The organism is Pseudomonas sp. OG7 (genome assembly GCF_014192825.1).
In the GTDB taxonomy this organism is placed as follows: domain Bacteria; phylum Pseudomonadota; class Gammaproteobacteria; order Pseudomonadales; family Pseudomonadaceae; genus Aquipseudomonas; species Aquipseudomonas monteilii.
In genome coordinates, this window is record NZ_JACHYK010000007.1 from 339,591 (window position 1) to 356,121 (window position 16,531).

Annotated in this window: 17 protein-coding genes; 12 read left to right on the top strand and 5 right to left on the bottom strand. The window is 64.3% G+C overall.

What is annotated here, in order from left to right:
• Positions 1-67 precede the first annotated feature (67 nt).
• Positions 68-1,393, top strand: a complete 1,326-nt coding sequence (locus FHW75_RS19075) for a sigma-54 dependent transcriptional regulator (protein WP_183674255.1) — start codon at positions 68-70, stop codon at positions 1,391-1,393.
• A gap of 146 nt (positions 1,394-1,539) precedes the next feature.
• On the opposite strand, the gene FHW75_RS19080 is transcribed toward FHW75_RS19075, so the two are convergent.
• Complete coding sequence (locus FHW75_RS19080) at positions 1,540-3,540, bottom strand: U32 family peptidase (RefSeq protein WP_019098526.1); 2,001 nt, start codon at positions 3,538-3,540, stop codon at positions 1,540-1,542.
• 143 nt (positions 3,541-3,683) lie between these two features.
• The gene (locus FHW75_RS19085; protein ID WP_019098525.1) at positions 3,684-4,064 is read right to left on the bottom strand and encodes a RidA family protein; all 381 of its coding nucleotides are present in this window, start codon (positions 4,062-4,064) and stop codon (positions 3,684-3,686) included.
• Between the two features lie 134 nt (positions 4,065-4,198).
• On the opposite strand from FHW75_RS19085, the gene FHW75_RS19090 reads away from it, so the two are divergent.
• Entirely contained in the window at positions 4,199-4,891 is a 693-nt protein-coding gene (locus FHW75_RS19090; protein WP_025752497.1) for a tRNA (adenine(22)-N(1))-methyltransferase TrmK, read from the top strand.
• A gap of 1 nt (position 4,892) precedes the next feature.
• Here FHW75_RS19090 and FHW75_RS19095 read toward each other — a convergent pair whose 3' ends face one another.
• Positions 4,893-5,153, bottom strand: coding sequence for a DUF2790 domain-containing protein (locus FHW75_RS19095; RefSeq protein WP_016713939.1), 261 nt, complete (start codon positions 5,151-5,153; stop codon positions 4,893-4,895).
• Between the two features lie 126 nt (positions 5,154-5,279).
• Here FHW75_RS19095 and FHW75_RS19100 point away from each other — a divergent pair, with 126 nt between their 5' ends.
• A complete protein-coding gene (locus FHW75_RS19100; RefSeq protein ID WP_016713940.1) occupies positions 5,280-6,212 on the top strand; it encodes a LysR family transcriptional regulator in 933 nt (310 codons plus the stop codon).
• Positions 6,213-6,351: 139 nt separating this feature from the next.
• Here FHW75_RS19100 and FHW75_RS19105 read toward each other — a convergent pair whose 3' ends face one another.
• Both FHW75_RS19105 and FHW75_RS19110 read right to left on the bottom strand, forming a co-directional pair.
• Complete coding sequence (locus tag FHW75_RS19105) at positions 6,352-7,503, bottom strand: acyl-CoA dehydrogenase family protein (RefSeq protein WP_019098524.1); 1,152 nt, start codon at positions 7,501-7,503, stop codon at positions 6,352-6,354.
• A 16-nt stretch (positions 7,504-7,519) separates the two neighbouring features.
• Positions 7,520-8,590, bottom strand: a complete 1,071-nt coding sequence (locus FHW75_RS19110; RefSeq protein WP_019098523.1) for an enoyl-CoA hydratase/isomerase family protein — start codon at positions 8,588-8,590, stop codon at positions 7,520-7,522.
• 254 nt (positions 8,591-8,844) lie between these two features.
• Here FHW75_RS19110 and mdcA point away from each other — a divergent pair, with 254 nt between their 5' ends.
• The 9 genes from mdcA to madM all read left to right on the top strand — a co-directional run bounded on the left by mdcA (position 8,845) and on the right by madM (position 16,180).
• Positions 8,845-10,506: a malonate decarboxylase subunit alpha gene (gene mdcA / locus FHW75_RS19115; protein WP_183674259.1), complete on the top strand. Its 1,662-nt coding sequence runs from the start codon at positions 8,845-8,847 to the stop codon at positions 10,504-10,506.
• Entirely contained in the window at positions 10,506-11,462 is a 957-nt protein-coding gene (locus FHW75_RS19120; RefSeq protein WP_409347970.1) for a triphosphoribosyl-dephospho-CoA synthase, read from the top strand. Before mdcA ends, FHW75_RS19120 begins: the two co-directional genes overlap by 1 nt.
• A gap of 1 nt (position 11,463) precedes the next feature.
• Positions 11,464-11,763, top strand: coding sequence for a malonate decarboxylase subunit delta (locus FHW75_RS19125; RefSeq protein WP_016713945.1), 300 nt, complete (start codon positions 11,464-11,466; stop codon positions 11,761-11,763).
• Positions 11,756-12,604, top strand: coding sequence for a biotin-independent malonate decarboxylase subunit beta (locus tag FHW75_RS19130; RefSeq protein ID WP_019098520.1), 849 nt, complete (start codon positions 11,756-11,758; stop codon positions 12,602-12,604). Before FHW75_RS19125 ends, FHW75_RS19130 begins: the two co-directional genes overlap by 8 nt.
• Positions 12,601-13,392: a biotin-independent malonate decarboxylase subunit gamma gene (gene mdcE, locus FHW75_RS19135; protein WP_019098519.1), complete on the top strand. Its 792-nt coding sequence runs from the start codon at positions 12,601-12,603 to the stop codon at positions 13,390-13,392. The genes FHW75_RS19130 and mdcE overlap by 4 nt, the downstream gene beginning before the upstream one ends.
• Position 13,393: 1 nt before the next feature.
• Complete coding sequence (locus tag FHW75_RS19140; protein WP_019098518.1) at positions 13,394-14,008, top strand: malonate decarboxylase holo-ACP synthase; 615 nt, start codon at positions 13,394-13,396, stop codon at positions 14,006-14,008.
• Positions 14,005-14,925, top strand: coding sequence for a malonate decarboxylase subunit epsilon (gene mdcH, locus FHW75_RS19145; protein ID WP_084296864.1), 921 nt, complete (start codon positions 14,005-14,007; stop codon positions 14,923-14,925). The genes FHW75_RS19140 and mdcH overlap by 4 nt, the downstream gene beginning before the upstream one ends.
• Before the next feature lie 65 nt (positions 14,926-14,990).
• Positions 14,991-15,413: a malonate transporter subunit MadL gene (gene madL / locus FHW75_RS19150; RefSeq protein ID WP_016713950.1), complete on the top strand. Its 423-nt coding sequence runs from the start codon at positions 14,991-14,993 to the stop codon at positions 15,411-15,413.
• A 2-nt stretch (positions 15,414-15,415) separates the two neighbouring features.
• Entirely contained in the window at positions 15,416-16,180 is a 765-nt protein-coding gene (gene madM / locus FHW75_RS19155) for a malonate transporter subunit MadM (protein WP_016713951.1), read from the top strand.
• Positions 16,181-16,531: the final 351 nt, after the last annotated feature.

The following is a 16,531-nucleotide window of genomic DNA, read 5'->3' on the forward strand; positions in this document are numbered from 1 at the left end:
TGTTAAACGGGCGCCACAACTTGCTGTTTTACTTCATAAAACCAAAAACTGGCGCCAAGGATCGGTTATGCAACAGCTTGCCGCCCAACGCCGTTTGCTTATCGTCGACCCCTGCGACGACTGCCACCGATTGTTACCGGGCCTGCGCAGCGCAGGCTGGGATGTAGACACCTGCGCGCTCGGCGGGGCGCTGGACCACCCTTGTGATGTAGGCCTGCTGCGCTTGCAGGCTTCGCACCTCAGGCACCCTGATGCAGTCAAGGACATGATCAAACGCAGCAATACCGAATGGATTGCCGTGCTCAGTGCCGAACAACTGCGCATGCCTGCCGTCGGCGATTTTGTCTGTGAATGGTTCTTCGACTTCCACACCCTGCCATTCGACGTCTCCCGCGTACAGGTCACCCTTGGCCGGGCGTTCGGCATGGCGCGCTTGCGTGGCAAAGGGGCGGTGAAGGTGGATGAAGCCACCCACGAACTGCTCGGTGAAAGCCGGCCCATCCGTGAGTTGCGCAAGTTGCTGGGCAAACTGGCGCCCACCGAGTCGCCGGTGCTGATCCGAGGCGAAAGCGGTACCGGCAAGGAGCTGGTGGCGCGCACCCTGCACCGCCAGTCGCAACGCAGCGAGCAGCCCTTCGTTGCCATCAACTGCGGGGCTATTCCCGAGCACCTGATCCAGTCCGAACTGTTCGGCCATGAGAAGGGCGCCTTCACCGGTGCGCACCAGCGCAAGGCCGGGCGCATCGAAGCGGCCCATGGGGGCACGTTGTTTCTTGATGAAATCGGTGACTTGCCGTTGGAGTTGCAGGCCAACCTGCTGCGCTTTCTGCAGGAAAAGCACATTGAGCGGGTGGGCGGTAGCCAGCCAATCCCGGTGGATGTGCGTGTGCTAGCCGCCACCCACGTGGACCTGGAACGGGCCATCGAGCAAGGGCGATTTCGCGAAGACCTGTATTACCGCCTGAATGTGTTGCAGGTAGTGACCGCGCCGTTGCGCGACCGGCATGGCGACCTCTCGATGCTGGCCAGCCACTTTGCTCATTTCTACAGCCTGGAAACCGGGCGCCGGCCGCGCTCGTTCAGCGACCATGCCTTGGCGGCGATGGGTCGGCATGACTGGCCGGGCAATGTGCGCGAGCTGGCCAACCGCGTGCGCCGTGGCCTGGTGCTGGCCGAAGGGCGGCAGATCGAGGCGCAGGACCTGGGGCTGCAGCTGCTCGACCAGGAGCAACAGCCGCTGGGTACGCTGGAAGAGTACAAGCACCGGGCCGAGCACCAGGCACTGTGCGACGTGCTGAACCGGCACAGTGACAACCTGAGTGTGGCGGCCAAGGTGCTGGGGATTTCACGGCCGACGTTTTACCGGCTGCTGCACAAGCATCAGATTCGCTGATTGGAACCGAGGATTTTGTTGGCTGGCACCGGCTACGCCGGTGTTCGCGGCTTAAGCCGCTCCTACAGGGATTTTCACCGCTTCGAATGCTGTGATTTCCCTGTGGGAGCGGCTTAAGCCGCGAGGAGGCCCGTACAGATTGAAGATCAATGCGGCCCGCGCGGGATGGTTTTCAGCAGGTCTTCCGGGCTGATGTGCCCCACCACCTGGGCCACCGCGCTGCCTGGGGTCGGCAGGTCGATGATGTGGCTCTTCATCTTGCCGATCACATGCATTTCGCACGGTTTGCAGTCGAACTTCAGGGTCAGCACTTCGTCACCCTGGATCAGCTGCATGGGGGCCACCTTGGTGCGCACGCCGGTCACGCCCTTGGCCTGCTTGGGGCACAGGTTGAAGGAGAAGCGCAGGCAATGCTTGGTGATCATCACCGGCACTTCGCCGTGCTCTTCATGGGCCTCGTAGGCCGCGTCGATCAGTTGCACGCCGTGGCGGTGGTAGAAGTCTCGGGCCTTCTGGTTGTACACGTTGGCCAGGAACGACAGGTGCGACTCGGGGTACACCGGTGGCGGCGTCGTCTCGGCCTTGCGCGCGCCACGCGGGTGCGCCTTGATACGCGCTTCGGTCAGTGCCTCGATGGCTTCGCGGCGCAGGGCCTTGAGCTGCGAGTTTGGGATGAAGTACGCCTGCGGGGCGTCCAGCTGGATGCTGTCGGCGTGGTACATCGTGGTACCCAGCTGGCCGAGCAGGTCATGCAACTGGTCCAGTGCCTGCTGCGGTTTGTTGGCCACGCCGAACGGGCCATCCAGGGCCACCTGCACGCTCACGCCTTCTTCGCTGCTCAGGGTCAGCATCAGGCGCTGCTCGCGCAGTACCGCGTGCCACTCCACGCCAACCCGGCGCTCGGACGAGGTGCGTTGCAGGGCCTGCTGCCAGTTGTGGTCGAGGTTGCGCGACAGCGGGTGGTTGGGCCGCAGCTTGTAGAGGCCCTCAGGCATTTCGTTGGGCTCGACACGGTAGCGGTAGCGCGTGTGGCCGTCTTCCACGAATTCGCCGCGAGGCTCGGCGATGTTGGCACGGAAGCCCACCACTTCGCGCTTGACCAACACGTTGAGGCCGTCGCCGTTGGTCAGCGGTACGTCGGTAACCACTTGCATGTCACGCTTGCCCACCTTTTCCACCACGCCCACCGGCAGGCCGGTGAAGGTTGGCGAGTCGAAGGCGCCGATGTCGACTTTGCGGTCGGTGACGAAGTAGTCGGTACTGCCACGGTGGAAGGTCTTGTCCGGGTCGGGCAGGAAGAAGTGCTCGGTGCGGCCGCTGGATGCACGGGCATAAGCCGGGCGGCCTTCGAGGATGGCGTCGAGCTCTTTGCGGTAGTGGGCCGTGATGTTCTTCACATAACCCATGTCCTTGTAGCGGCCCTCGATCTTGAACGAGCGCACGCCAGCATCGACCAGGTCGGCCAGGTTGGCAGTCTGGTTGTTGTCCTTCATCGACAGCAGGTGTTTTTCGAACGCCACCACGCGGCCTTGGTCATCTTTCAGGGTGTACGGCAGGCGGCAGGCCTGTGAGCAATCGCCCCGGTTGGCGCTGCGGCCGGTTTGCGCGTGGGAAATGTTGCACTGGCCGGAGAAGGCCACGCACAGCGCGCCGTGGATGAAGAACTCGATGGCGGCGTCGGTTTCGGCGGCAATGGCGCGGATTTGCTGCAGGTTCAGCTCACGGGCCAGTACCAGTTGCGAGAAACCGGCCTGGTCGAGAAACTTGGCCCGCTCCAGGGTACGGATGTCGGTCTGCGTACTGGCGTGCAGCTCGATCGGCGGAATGTCCAGCTCCATCACCCCCAGGTCCTGCACGATCAGTGCGTCGACACCGGCGTCGTACAGCTGGTGGATCAGCTTGCGCGCCGGCTCCAGCTCGTTGTCGTGGAGGATGGTGTTGATGGTGGTGAACACGCGTGCGTGGTAGCGATGGGCGAACTCGACCAGTTCGGCGATATCGCTGACTTCGTTGCAGGCGTTATGGCGCGCGCCAAAGCTCGGGCCGCCGATGTAGATGGCATCAGCGCCGTGCAGGATCGCTTCACGGGCGATGGCCACGTCACGGGCAGGGCTGAGCAGTTCCAGGTGATTCTTTGGAAGGGACATGTCGTTATATTTTCGGGCTGTCACGGTTTAGGCGGGCATTGTAGCGGCGAAACGGGCTGGCGGCATCATCGGGGTGCCGGGAGGTGTATTGCTTGTACCGGCCCTATCGCCGGCAAGCCGGCGATAGGGCCCTTACAGGTATATCAGCGCTTGGCGGCCATTGCGGTCACTTCAACGCGCATACCTTCGAACGCCAGGGATGCGACACCCACGGCGGCACGCACCGGCCAGGGCTTGCTGAAGAAACGCTGATACACCTCGTTGAACGCGGCACGGTCGGCCATGTCGGTCAGGTAGATGGTCAGGTGCAGCACGCGGTCCATGCCGCTGCCGGCTTTCTCCAGCGCCACTTTCAGCGCCTGCAGGGTGCATTCGCTTTGTTCGACGATACCGCCCAGTTCCAGGCTGCCATCGGCGTGGGTCGGGATCTGGGTGGTGACCAGTACGCCGTTGTATTCGGCGACGTCGGACGAAATCGACTCGGCGTCCGGGTCCGGGGTGTAGATGATTTCTGCGTTAGCCATGGTGTCTTGCCTTGCAACGGAAGGAAAGCGGCAAGCCTACGCGAGCAGGGCGGGCGGGTCGAGGGTACCCCGGTGTTTGAAATGCGCGGCGTTCACCGTCAGAATCGCGCCCATTGCAAAACCGGGGGTTTACGGTGAACGAACAGACTTTGTCCAGGCGCCTGGAGCGCGTGGCTGCCCATGTACCACAGGGCGCGCGCCTGGCCGACATTGGCTCGGACCACGGCTACCTGCCGGTGGCCTTGATGCTGCGGGGTGTGATCGAGGCCGGGGTAGCGGGGGAGGTGGCGCAAACGCCGTTCGCCTCGGCCCAGCGCAACGTGCGCAGGAACGGCCTGGAAGACTGCATCACCGTGCGCCTGGCCGATGGCCTGGCCGCAGTGGAGGCAAACGACCGTATTTCGGTGATCAGCATCTGCGGCATGGGGGGCGACACCATGTGCGACATTCTGCAGGCCGGCAAGCAGCGCCTTGCTGGCGTCATGCGCCTGGTGTTGCAGCCCAATGGCGCTGAGCGCGAGCTGCGCGAGTGGCTGGCGGGTAACGGTTACCGTATCGTCAACGAAGAACTGCTGCGCGAAAACCGCTTCGACTACGAAATCATCGTTGCCGAGCCCGGCGAGGCTGCGTACACCGCTGAACAGCTGTACTTCGGCCCGGTGCTGTTGCAGGAGAAAAGCGAGGCATTTCGGGTGAAGTGGCGGCGTATGCTGAAACAGAAGCAGCAAACCCTGGCCAACTTCGAACGTGCCCGCGATGCGGTGCCTCAGGTAAAGATCGACGACTTCAATCGGCAGGTGGGCTGGATCACCCAGGTGCTGGCCTGACTCACTGCTGCGAGCAGTTGCCCATTTCGCGGTAGTCCACTTCGTGTTTCTGGCCTTGATGGTCGACGTACACCATGTGCGCCGTGCCAACCTGGCAGTCGGCGGCATTGCTGGCCGGGGTGATGGAGATCACTTTGGCCACATCCAGCGGCATGCCGTACTCGTAATTGCTGCTCACAGGCTGGTTTTTGGCGCTATCGGCGAAGGCACCGAACGTGCTGAGGGCAGCGGCAACGGCAATTACAGCGATCGAACGTTTCATGACAGGCTCCTTGTGTTCAATGTATGGCTAATGATGTATTCATTGGTGATCCACAATAAATGGGCTAAGTCGTGATAGATTCCTGCCTGTAACGCAAGAATAAGACTGAACAAGGAGCACACTGTCATGGACATGCTGCATGCCATGCGTACCTTCGCCCGTGTGGTGGAATGCGGCAGCTTCGCTGCAGCCGCCAATGCCCTGGACATCTCTGCGGCGCAGGTTTCGCGCATTGTTGCCGAGCTGGAAAACCAGCTGCAGACCCGCCTGCTGCACCGCACCACCCGGCGCCTGCGCATGAGCGAGGCCGGCGAGCGGTTTCTGGAGCGGGCGCGTCAGATCATGCTGCTGACCGAAGAAGCGGTGGGTGAGGCGCGTGGCGCGCACCTCACGCCTCGCGGCCACCTGCGTTTGCATTGCCCGCACGGCCTTGGGCTGTTGCTGATGCCGCTGGTGGCCGGCTACAACGCGTTGTGCCCGGAAGTGGTGATCGAGCTGACGCTGTCCCAGCGCAACCCTGACCCGTTGGCCGAAGGCCATGACGTGGTGATCACCGTGGACGGTGCGCTGCCGGACTCACAGCTGATCGCTGTACCGCTTGGCGATATCTTCAGTATCCCCTGCGCAGCACCCAGCTATCTGGAGCGACATGGCGTGCCTGAACGCCCCGAGGACCTGCATGCGCATCGCTGCCTGCGCATGGCTTATCCCATGTATGAAGGCGACTGGGTATTCCCCCAGGGTGTGGATCAGTGCGTGATCGCACCGCGTGACAATTTTTCCACCAATGTGGCCGATGCCATGCTGGTGGCCAGTGAGCTGGGCATGGGGATCGGCCTGCTGCCGTTCTATACCGCCAGCCAGGCCATCGAGCAGGGGCGCTTGTGCCGGCTGCTGGCGCCGTACCGCCTGCGCGAAAGTGCGCTGTATGCGATGTACCCGTCACGGCATTACCTGGATGCCAAGGTGCGGACCTGGATCGACTACCTCAAGGAGCAACTGCCGGCGCTGTTCGAAGGGCATGCGAAGGTGGTGGATGATGCGCGGTATTGGCGGTAGGCGACTGACGCTTTCTTGAGCCACTCGCCAATCCTGTGGGAGCGGGCGTGCCCGCGAACACCGACGAAGCCGGTGCCATCCACCGCATCGCCTGCTTCGCGGGCACGCCCGCTCCCACAAAGGGCCTGTTGCAGTTCAATTACAGGGGATAGTGCTTCAACTCCCGCGCAATCAGCATGCGCTGAATCTCGCTCGACCCTTCATAAATCTGCGTAATCCGCGCATCCCGGTAGTAGCGCTCCACCGGGTAGTCCTCCAGGTAGCCATACCCACCATGCACCTGGATCGCCATCGAGCACACCCGCTCGGCCATTTCGGACGCGAACAGCTTGGCCTGTGATGCCTCCGACAGGCACGGCTTGCCGGCGCTGCGCAGGCGGGCGGCATGCAGGATCAGCAAGCGTGCGGCGTTCACCTGCACCTGCATGTCGGCCAGCAGGTTGGCGATGCTCTGGTGTTCGTTGATCGGCTTGCCGAACTGCACGCGGTCACGTGAGTACACCAGTGCCGCTTCGAACGCGGCGCGGGCGATGCCCAAGGCCTGGGCGGCGATACCGATACGGCCGCCTTCCAGGTTGGACAGGGCGATGGCCAGGCCCTTGCCACGCTCGCCCAGGATATTGGCGGCAGGAATGCGACAGTTGTCGAAGGTAACTGCGCAGGTATCCGAGGCACGGATGCCCATCTTGTGCTCGCTGCGGTCAACCTTGAACCCCGGGTTGTCGGTGGGCACCAGGAACGCCGACAAACCTTTCTTGCCCAGCTCCGGGTCGGTGACTGCGAAGACGATGGCCAGGCCGGCGCGGCGGGCATTGCTGACGAACTGCTTGGCGCCATTGATGACCCACTCGCCATCGACCAGCTCGGCGCGAGTGCGCAGGTTGTGTGCCTCGGAACCTGCTTGCGGTTCGGTCAGGCAGAAGCAGCCGATCACTTCGCCACTGGCCAGGCGGGGCAGCCATTGCTGTTGCTGGTCGGCAGTACCGTAAGCCAGCAGCGGGCCGCAGCCTACCGAGTTATGAATGCTCATCATCGCCCCGGTGGCGCCGCAGCCTGCGGCAATTTCTTCCACGGCCAGGGCGTAGGCCACGTAGTCGGTGTAACTGCCACCGAAGTCCTCTGGCACCACCATGCCCAGCAGGCCCAGTTCGCCCATTTTGCGCACCACGCCATCATCGATCCAGCCGGCCTTTTCCCAGGCCTGGGCATGCGGGGCGATCTCGCCACGGGCAAAGTCCCGGGCCATGTCGCGGATCATGATTTGTTCTTCGCTCAGTTCCAGGTCTTGCATCTGTGTACTCCCGGGCTCACAGGCCTTCGAAGAATTGGTCGACCCGCTGTTGCTGCAGCGCGGCCAGGGTCGGCGGGTTCCAGCGGGGCTGCTTGTCCTTGTCGATGATCAGCGCGCGCACGCCTTCAATGATGTCGCCGTGCCGGAACCACTGACGGTCCAGGTGCAGTTCCATGGCGAAGCAGTCGTCCAGGCCCAGGTGGCGGCCACGGCGCAGCATCTCCAGCGTAACCGCCATGGCCAGCGGCGAGCGGCTTTCCAGCTGGTCGGCAGTGGCGACGGCCCAGGCATGGCTGTCGGCGATGCTGACGGCACGCAGCTGCTCGACGATGGCCTGCACGGTAGGCTGGGCGAAGAAGTGGTCGATGGCCGGGCGCAGTTTTTCCAGTGGCGCATCGTCCAGCACCTGCGTGCCCAGCCTGGCCAGCAGGTTTTGCAGGTCCTTGAGCGGGTTGTCGCCAAAGCTCAGCTGGTCCAGGCCTTGGTCAAGGGCGGCGAGTTGGTCGCTGGCCAGGTACCAGTCGGCCAGGCCGCAGTACAACGCGTCGGCCGCCTGGATTTGTGCGCCGCTGACGCCCAGGTAGGTGCCCAGCTCGCCAGGGATACGCGACAGGAAGTAGCTGCCACCCACATCCGGGAAATAACCGATGCCGACTTCGGGCATGCCCAGACGGCTGCGCTCGGTAACCACGCGCAGGTCGCAGCCCTGGGCCAGGCCCATGCCGCCACCCAGGGTAAACCCGTCCATCAGCACCAGCACCGGCTTGCGGTAGCGGTGGATGACCAGGTCGAGGGCGTATTCTTCGACGAAGAAGGTTTCATGCAGCGTGTCGCCAGCTTTGAAGCTGTCGTGCAGCGAGCGGATGTCACCACCGGCACAGAAGCCCTTTGGGCCTTCGCCGCGCAGCACCACCGCGCGCACGTGCGGGTCTTCGGCCCACTGGTCCAGGTGCTGGCGCAGGCTACGGACCATATCCAGGGTCAGGGCATTGAGGCCGGCGGGGCGGTTCAGAGTCAGGTGGCCGATCTGGTTACGGACCTCGGCCAGTACATGCTCGGTTACCGAGGCTTGAGCGTGCGCAGTCATTGCGTTCTCCCTGCTTTGTTATTGATTTTCCAAGTGAAGTCTGGAGTTCGCTGGAGGATCGCAGGATCCTGTCATGCGAATTTGCCTTGCACAATCGACAATTATGCAGGGGCATCGTGCATTTTTGCTGCTAGCCAGTCCCCCAGCCAGGCAAATCATTAATCTGAGCGTAACAAACCCGCCGTTAGCTTGATTGATCCGTCAGGCAGCACAGCCCTATGGTGACCCCACGACAGCGAACCCGTGGAGTCACCATGACAATAACGCAGAATCCACCGCCGCAATGGTCGCGGCGGCGTGCCGAAAAGCAGCGCCGCCTCGATCGGGTACGCCACCTCGCCGACGGCGTGGTGCTGCCCACCGAACGTATGGTCGAAGCCTTGGAACTGTTGCTGGCGCCCGGTGACCGGGTGGTGCTGGAAGGTAACAACCAGAAGCAGGCAGACTTCCTCTCACGCTCGCTGGCCAAGGTCGACCCCGGGCGCCTGCACGACCTGCACATGATCATGCCCAGCGTTAGCCGCGCCGAGCACCTGGACCTGTTCGAACGCGGTATCGCCCGCAAGCTCGACTTTTCCTTTGCCGGCCCGCAGAGCCTGCGCATCGGCCAATTGCTGGAAGATGGCCTGCTCGAGGTCGGCGCCATCCACACCTACATCGAGCTTTACTCGCGGCTGCTGGTCGACCTGATTCCCAACGTCACCCTGGTGGCCGGCTTCATGGCCGACCGTGACGGTAACCTGTACACCGGCCCCAGCACCGAAGACACGCCGGCACTGGTAGAGCCGGCCGCCTTCAGCGACGGCATCGTCATTGCCCAGGTCAACCAGTTGGTGGACCGCGTGGACGACCTGCCACGGGTGGACATCCCGGCCTCCTGGGTCGATTTCGTGGTGGTCGCCGACCAGCCCTTCTACATAGAACCGCTGTTCACCCGCGACCCGCGCCATATCAAGCCGGTGCATGTGCTGATGGCGATGATGGCCATTCGTGGCATTTACGAAAAACACCAGGTGCAGTCGCTGAACCATGGCATTGGCTTCAACACCGCCGCCATCGAACTGATCCTGCCCACCTACGGCGAGTCGCTGGGCCTGAAGGGCAAGATTTGCCGCAACTGGACGCTCAACCCGCACCCAACCTTGATTCCGGCTATCGAGGCCGGCTGGGTCCAAAGCGTGCATTGCTTCGGCACCGAGCTGGGCATGGAGGATTACATCGCCCAACGCCCGGACGTGTTCTTCACAGGCCGCGATGGCTCGATGCGCTCCAACCGCATGATGTGCCAGCTGGCGGGGCAGTACGCTGTCGACCTGTTCATCGGCGCCACCTTGCAGGTGGATGGCGATGGCCATTCCTCCACCGTCACCCGCGGCCGCCTGGCCGGTTTTGGCGGTGCACCGAACATGGGCCACGACCCGCGCGGCCGACGCCACGCTACCCCGGCCTGGCTCGACATGACGGTGCCGGACACCATGCTCGAACGCGGCCGCAAGCTGGTGGTGCAAATGGTCGAGACCTATCAGGAAGGCGGCAAGCCTACCTTCGTGGAAACCCTCGATGCCGTGGAAGTGGCCAAGAAGGCGGGGATGCCGTTGGCACCGGTAATGATCTATGGCGACGACGTCACCCACTTGCTGACCGAGGAGGGCATTGCCTACCTGTACAAGGCCCGCAGCCTGGAAGAACGCCAGCAGATGATCGCCGCCGTGGCCGGGGTCACCGCCATCGGCCTGCGGCATGACCCGAAAGATACCTTGCGCATGCGCCAACAGGGCCTGATCGCCTTGCCCGAAGACCTCGGCATCCAGCGCACCGACGCCAGCCGCGAACTGCTGGCCGCGCGCAGCATCGCCGACCTGGTCGAGTGGTCCGGCGGCCTCTACAACCCGCCTGCACGGTTCAGGAGCTGGTGATGAATGCACACGACTTGCAACCGCATGTGCAGCTTCGCGAGCACGCTCGCTCCCACAGGGTCACTGCTGAACTTGATACTGGTGCGATCCCTGTGGGAGCGGGCATGCCCGCGAAGAGGCCAGCCCAGGCAACCCAAATCCCGCTGCATGACCACCTGGCCGACCTGGCCGTAGAAGCCCTGATCGACGAAGCCGACCTGTCCCCCAAACCCGGCCTGGTGGACCGCCGCAGCAACGGCGCCCACCCCGACATGTCGCTGCCTCTGATGCACGCTTCGGCGCTGTCACTGTGGCCCTGCCTGCGCCAAATGGCCGAAGCCGCGCAATCCTTCGGTGAAATCTGCCAACCCCTGCGTGCCTCGCTCGGTCAGCTCGGTCGTGAAGGCGAGGTCGCCATGCTCGCCACCACCGGGGGGGTAAACACCCATCGCGGCGCAATCTGGGCCCTCGGCCTGCTGGTAGCGGTCACGGCCCTCGATCCCCTTGCGAACGCCAACACCCTTGCCGTCCGCGCCGGGCGCCTCGCCTTGCTGGACGACCCGGCCATGGTCCCGAAAGACAGCCACGGCCAGCAGGTCCGCCGCCGCTACGGCACCGGCGGCGCCCGCGAGCAGGCGCAACAAGGCTTCCCCGCCGTCATCGGCCACGGCCTGCCACAACTGCAACGTAGCCGCGCCGCCGGTGCCAGTGAGCAGCACGCCCGGCTCGACGCGCTGCTGGCGATCATGGCCGTACTCAGCGACACCTGCGTGCTCTGGCGCAGCGGTCCATCCGGTCTGGCCACCGTGCAGCAAGGCGCGCTGGCCGTACTGGCCGAAGGCGGCAGCGCCACCTTGGCCGGGCGCCGGCAACTGCGCGAGCTGGACCAGCACCTGCTGCACCTGAACGCCTCACCGGGCGGCGCCGCCGATTTGCTGGCCGCCTGCCTGTTCCTCGATAAAGCCGGGAGCCTGTGACATGGAGACCCTGAATTTTCAATTCCCCGCCGCTGAACCGGGCCGTGGCCGCACGCTGGTGGGCTGCGTCAGCTCCGGCGATCTGGAGGTGCTGATCGAACCTGGCACTGCCGGCAGCCTGCAGATCCAGGTGGTCACCTCGGTCAACGGCAGCGCTGCCCGCTGGGCGCAACTGTTCCAGCGCCTGTTCGAGGGTCGCGCCTGGCCGGCTGTGAACATCGACATCCATGACTTTGGCGCCACCCCTGGTGTGGTGCGCCTACGCCTTGAGCAAGGCTTCGAGGAGATTGCCCATGACTGACACCGAACGCTTGCTGCAGAGCCGCAGCTTTGTCGAACTGGGCGCCCGCCAACGTGCGCGCGCCATGCTCGATCCGGGCAGCTTCCGTGAACTGCTGGGGCCGTTCGACCGGCTGATGTCACCCTGGCTGCCGCGCCAAGGCATCGTGCCCCAGGCTGATGATGGCGTGGTGATCGCCAAAGGTCGGCTGAACGGGCGCAATGCTGTGGTTGCTGCCATCGAAGGTGGCTTCCAGGGTGGCAGCATGGGTGAGGTGGGCGGTGCAAAGATCGCCGGTGCGCTGGAGCTGGCCATCGAAGACAACCGCAACGGCATCCCCACGTGCGCCGTGTTGCTACTGGAAACGGGCGGGGTGCGCCTGCAAGAGGCCAACCTGGGCCTGGCAGCCATTGCCGAGATTCAGGCCGCTATTGTCGAACTGCGGGCTTGGCAACCTGTGATCGGCGTGATCGCAGGTTCGGTCGGCTGCTTTGGCGGCATGTCCATCGCCGCCGGCCTGTGCAGCCACTTGCTGGTCACCCGCGAAGCCCGCCTGGGCCTCAACGGCCCGCAAGTGATCGAGCAGGAAGCCGGCATTGGCGAGTACGACGCCAAGGATCGCCCCTTCATCTGGAGCCTGAGCGGTGGTGAGCAGCGCCATGCCAGCGGATTGGTGGACGGCTATGTGGCCGACGACATCGACGCGCTGCGCGAACGCTTGCTGCAATTGCTGGACGCACCTTCCAGAGATCGCGCCAGCCAGCATGCCTGGTTCCTGGACAGGCTGGCCCGGCTGGGGGATGACTGCCCGCAACTGGATGCCGCTGCCGTACGCGCCCTTTATCAAGGAGAAGCCCAATGAACCGTGCCTTGAACTGGCTGTCGGGCCTGGCCGGCGGGCAAGCCTTGCCGGGCTATCCCGCATCGTTGCTGGTGATCGACGGCGAACTGGACAACCGCCTGGTGCGCTTCATCGCCGTGGTGCCTGATGCTGAAAACCCGTTCCCCCGCGCACGCTCGGGCGAGGTCGGTCTGCTGGAAGGCTGGGGCCTGGCCAAGGCCGTGAGCGAGGCGGTGGCGGCTGACCGCAACGGACAGAAGCGGGCCATTGTCGCGGTGATCGATGTACCCAGCCAGGCCTATGGCCGCCGTGAGGAGGCCTTGGGTATCCACCAGGCCTTGGCCGGTGCCGTGCAGGCCTATGCCCAGGCGCGGCTGGCCGGGCACCCGGTGATCGGCTTGCTGGTTGGCAAGGCCATGTCCGGTGCCTTCCTGGCTCATGGCTATCAGGCCCAGCGTTTGATCGCTCTGGACGATGCCGGGGTGATGGTGCACGCCATGGGCAAGGCGGCGGCGGCGCGGATTACCCTGCGCAGCGTCGAGCAACTGGAGGCCCTGGCCGCCGAAGTGCCGCCCATGGCCTACGACCTGGATAATTATGCCTCGCTGGGCCTGCTGTGGCGCCGCTTGACCGTGGACAACGCCGAAGCCCCGAGCAGCGCCGACATTGCCCAAGTACGTGCCTGCCTGACCGAAGCCGTGCGCGACATTGGCAGTTCGACCGACCTGTCGTCGCGGCTGGCGGGTGAAAACCGCAGTGCCTCGCGTCAGGTACGTGAACAGCTGCGCCGCCAGTGGCAGGGCGCTTGAGATGAACGCGCCAAGGCCGCACGACCTGCTGTGGGGGATGCCCGTGTCGGGTTTGCCCACGGACGCGCCTCAGTGGGCGCTGGAGGTGTTGGCAAGCGGTCAGCCGGTGGTGGTGCGCCGTGCCACCTGTGAAGCGGGCTGGGTGGCGGTGGGGCTTCGCGGTCACGGCCGGGCGCAGCGGTTGGGTGCCTTGATGCGCCTGACCGATATCCAGCGTCAGCAAGGCCCTGAAGCCCTGCGCGTGCATGGGCAAAGCCCATGGCCTGCATTGCAGGCACTGGCTTCGGTCACCCCGGTATTGCAGGCCCGTGGCTTGGCCTGGGGGCCGACGGGTGGGGTGGGGTACCAGCTTGCGACCGGTATGGAAGTGGTGCACGCCGGCAGTGACCTGGACCTGCTGCTGCGCACGCCACGACCGCTGGCCCGCGCCCAGGCGCGGGAGCTGCTGGATATTCTCGACTGCGCGCCGTGCCGTATCGATGTGCAACTGGAAACCCCGTCGGGTGCGGTTGCCCTGCGCGAGTGGGCGAGCTTTGCCCTGCGCGTGCTGCTCAAGTCGCCCCACGGCCCGCGTCTGGTCAGCGACCCTTGGGCCGTGATGGAGCGTGCCGCATGAGCAGCCTGTTCGCCTTCCCCGGCCAAGGTGCCCAGCAGGTGGGCATGCTGCAACGCCTGCCTGAAGGTTGCGGGCAACTGCTGGAAGAGGCCAGCGATGTCCTCGGCCAGCAGGTGCTTGAGATGGACAGCCAGCAAGCCCTGCAAAACACCCGCGCCGTGCAGCTGTGCCTGCTGCTGAGCGGCGTGGCCTGGGCGCGCTGGCTGATGCAACGCAGCCCGGCACCGGATTATGTGGCGGGCTTGTCGATTGGTGCTTATCCGGCAGCGGTCGTGGCGGGCGCCTTGGGCTTTGCCGATGCCGTGCGCCTGGTCGCCTTGCGTGGCGAGCTGATGCAAGGTGCTTATCCGCAAGGTTACGGCATGACCGCGCTCAGTGGCCTGGACCTGGCCAGTGTCGAGCGCCTGCTGATTGAGGTGGGCGGTGAGGTATACGTCGCCAACCTCAACAGTGATAAGCAGATTGTGATTGCCGGTAGCGATACGGCGATGGCTGAGGTGGCGGCCAAGGCTCGTCGCCTGGGCCAAGGTGTGGCAAGGCGCTTGGCGGTCAGCGTGCCGTCGCATTGCCGGTTGCTCGACGGCCCGGCTGCGCAATTGGCCAGTGCATTCGCGTCGGTCGAGCTTCAGCGGCCACGCATTACCTACCTCAGCGGCAGCAGCGCACGACCGGTGTTCGACCCGCAGCACCTGCGCGACGACCTGGCCGGCAACATGGCAAGGGTGGTCGACTGGCGTGCTACGTTGCGCAACGCCTATGAACGCGGCGTGCGCCTGCACCTTGAAATGCCACCCGGCAGCGTGCTCGGGGGGCTGGCCCGGCCCGTGTTCGAACAGGGCAGGGTGGTGGCGGTGGAGGGTACCCGTTGGGACACCCTGGATGCGCTGTTGCGCCAGGAGGTGGCCGGCGACCGATGATGGCGGGTTTGCGGATGGCGAAGAACAACAACAAGCAACTTCGACACTACCTGAGGACAACAACAATGATCATCTATGGTGTGGCACTGCTGGCGGTCTGCACGCTGGCCGGCGTTATCGTCGGCGACTTCCTGGGCGTGCTGCTGGGCGTCAAATCCAATGTGGGCGGGGTCGGCATTGCCATGATCCTGCTGATCTGCGCACGGCTGTACATGCACCGCAACGGCGGCATGAGCAAGGAATGTGAATTCGGGGTGGGCTTCTGGGGTGCGATGTACATCCCGGTCGTGGTGGCCATGGCTGCCCAGCAGAACGTGGTCACCGCCCTGCACGGTGGGCCGGTTGCGCTGCTGGCCGCGGTAGGTGCGGTATTGGTGTGCGGCTTGACCATCGCCCTGATCAGCCGCAGCCACCGGGGTGAGCCACTGCCCGCGCTTGAGCCCAGCCCCGAAACCCAGGCGCAGGTTGCCCCTGCAGGAGGTCGTTGAACATGTGGCCGATCATTGAAAATGCCCTCGAACACAACGGCCTGATCACCGCTTTTGCCGTGGTGGGCGCCATCATGTGGTTGTCGGTGTTGCTGTCTAAATACCTCACCTTCGGCCGGGTGCATGGCTCGGCCATCGCCATCGTCATCGGCCTGGTGCTGGCCTGGGTAGGTGGCACTGTCACCGGAGGGCAGAAGGGCCTGGCCGACATGGCGCTGTTCTCCGGTATCGGCCTGATGGGCGGGGCCATGCTGCGCGACTTCGCCATCGTTGCCACGGCCTTCGAGGTGCAGGCCACCGAAGCGCGCAAAGCCGGCATGATTGGCGCAGTCGCGCTGCTGTTGGGCACAGTGCTGCCATTCATTGTCGGCGCGGCGGTGGCCTATGCCTTCGGCTACCGCGATGCCGTGAGCATGACCACCATCGGTGCGGGCGCGGTGACTTACATCGTCGGGCCGGTGACCGGGGCGGCGCTCGGTGCGAGCTCGGATGTGATGGCGCTTTCGATCGCTACCGGGCTGATCAAGGCGATCCTGGTGATGGTGTTCACACCTGTGTCGGCGCGCCTGTTGGCGCTGGACAACCCGCGTTCGGCGATGGTGTTTGGTGGTTTGGCGGGGACCGTGTCGGGGGTGACGGCGGGGCTGGCGGCGACGGATCGGCGGTTGGTGCCGTATGGGGCGTTGACGGCCACCTTCCATACGGGGTTGGGGTGCCTGATGGGGCCTTCGATCCTGTACTTCTGCATACGCGGTCTGGTCGGCTGAAGGAAGCTGGCGCGATCGCTTGGGAAGCGGGTACGACCCTCCCACAGCGATCGCGCCAGCTTACAGGTTTTGTGCAAGACAGTTGCTCCCAAAGGGGGTGTAACTTGCTGACGGCCACTGCACGAGGCCAGTATTTATCAATTGCCCAGGAAATGTCTGGTAATTTTTCGAAGAGACAGATCCTACAGCTGTTTAGGAAGCCCCAGACTCCTTGAAGAATTGATTCCCCGATAGTGTTCGTGTCTTCAGCCTGCTGGAAGACAAGGACCACTTCATGCCCGGCCCAACCAATACCTCTCCGTTGCTTGCTCTCTATTTCGAGGCGAACTGGGGCTGCCTGATCGATTCCCT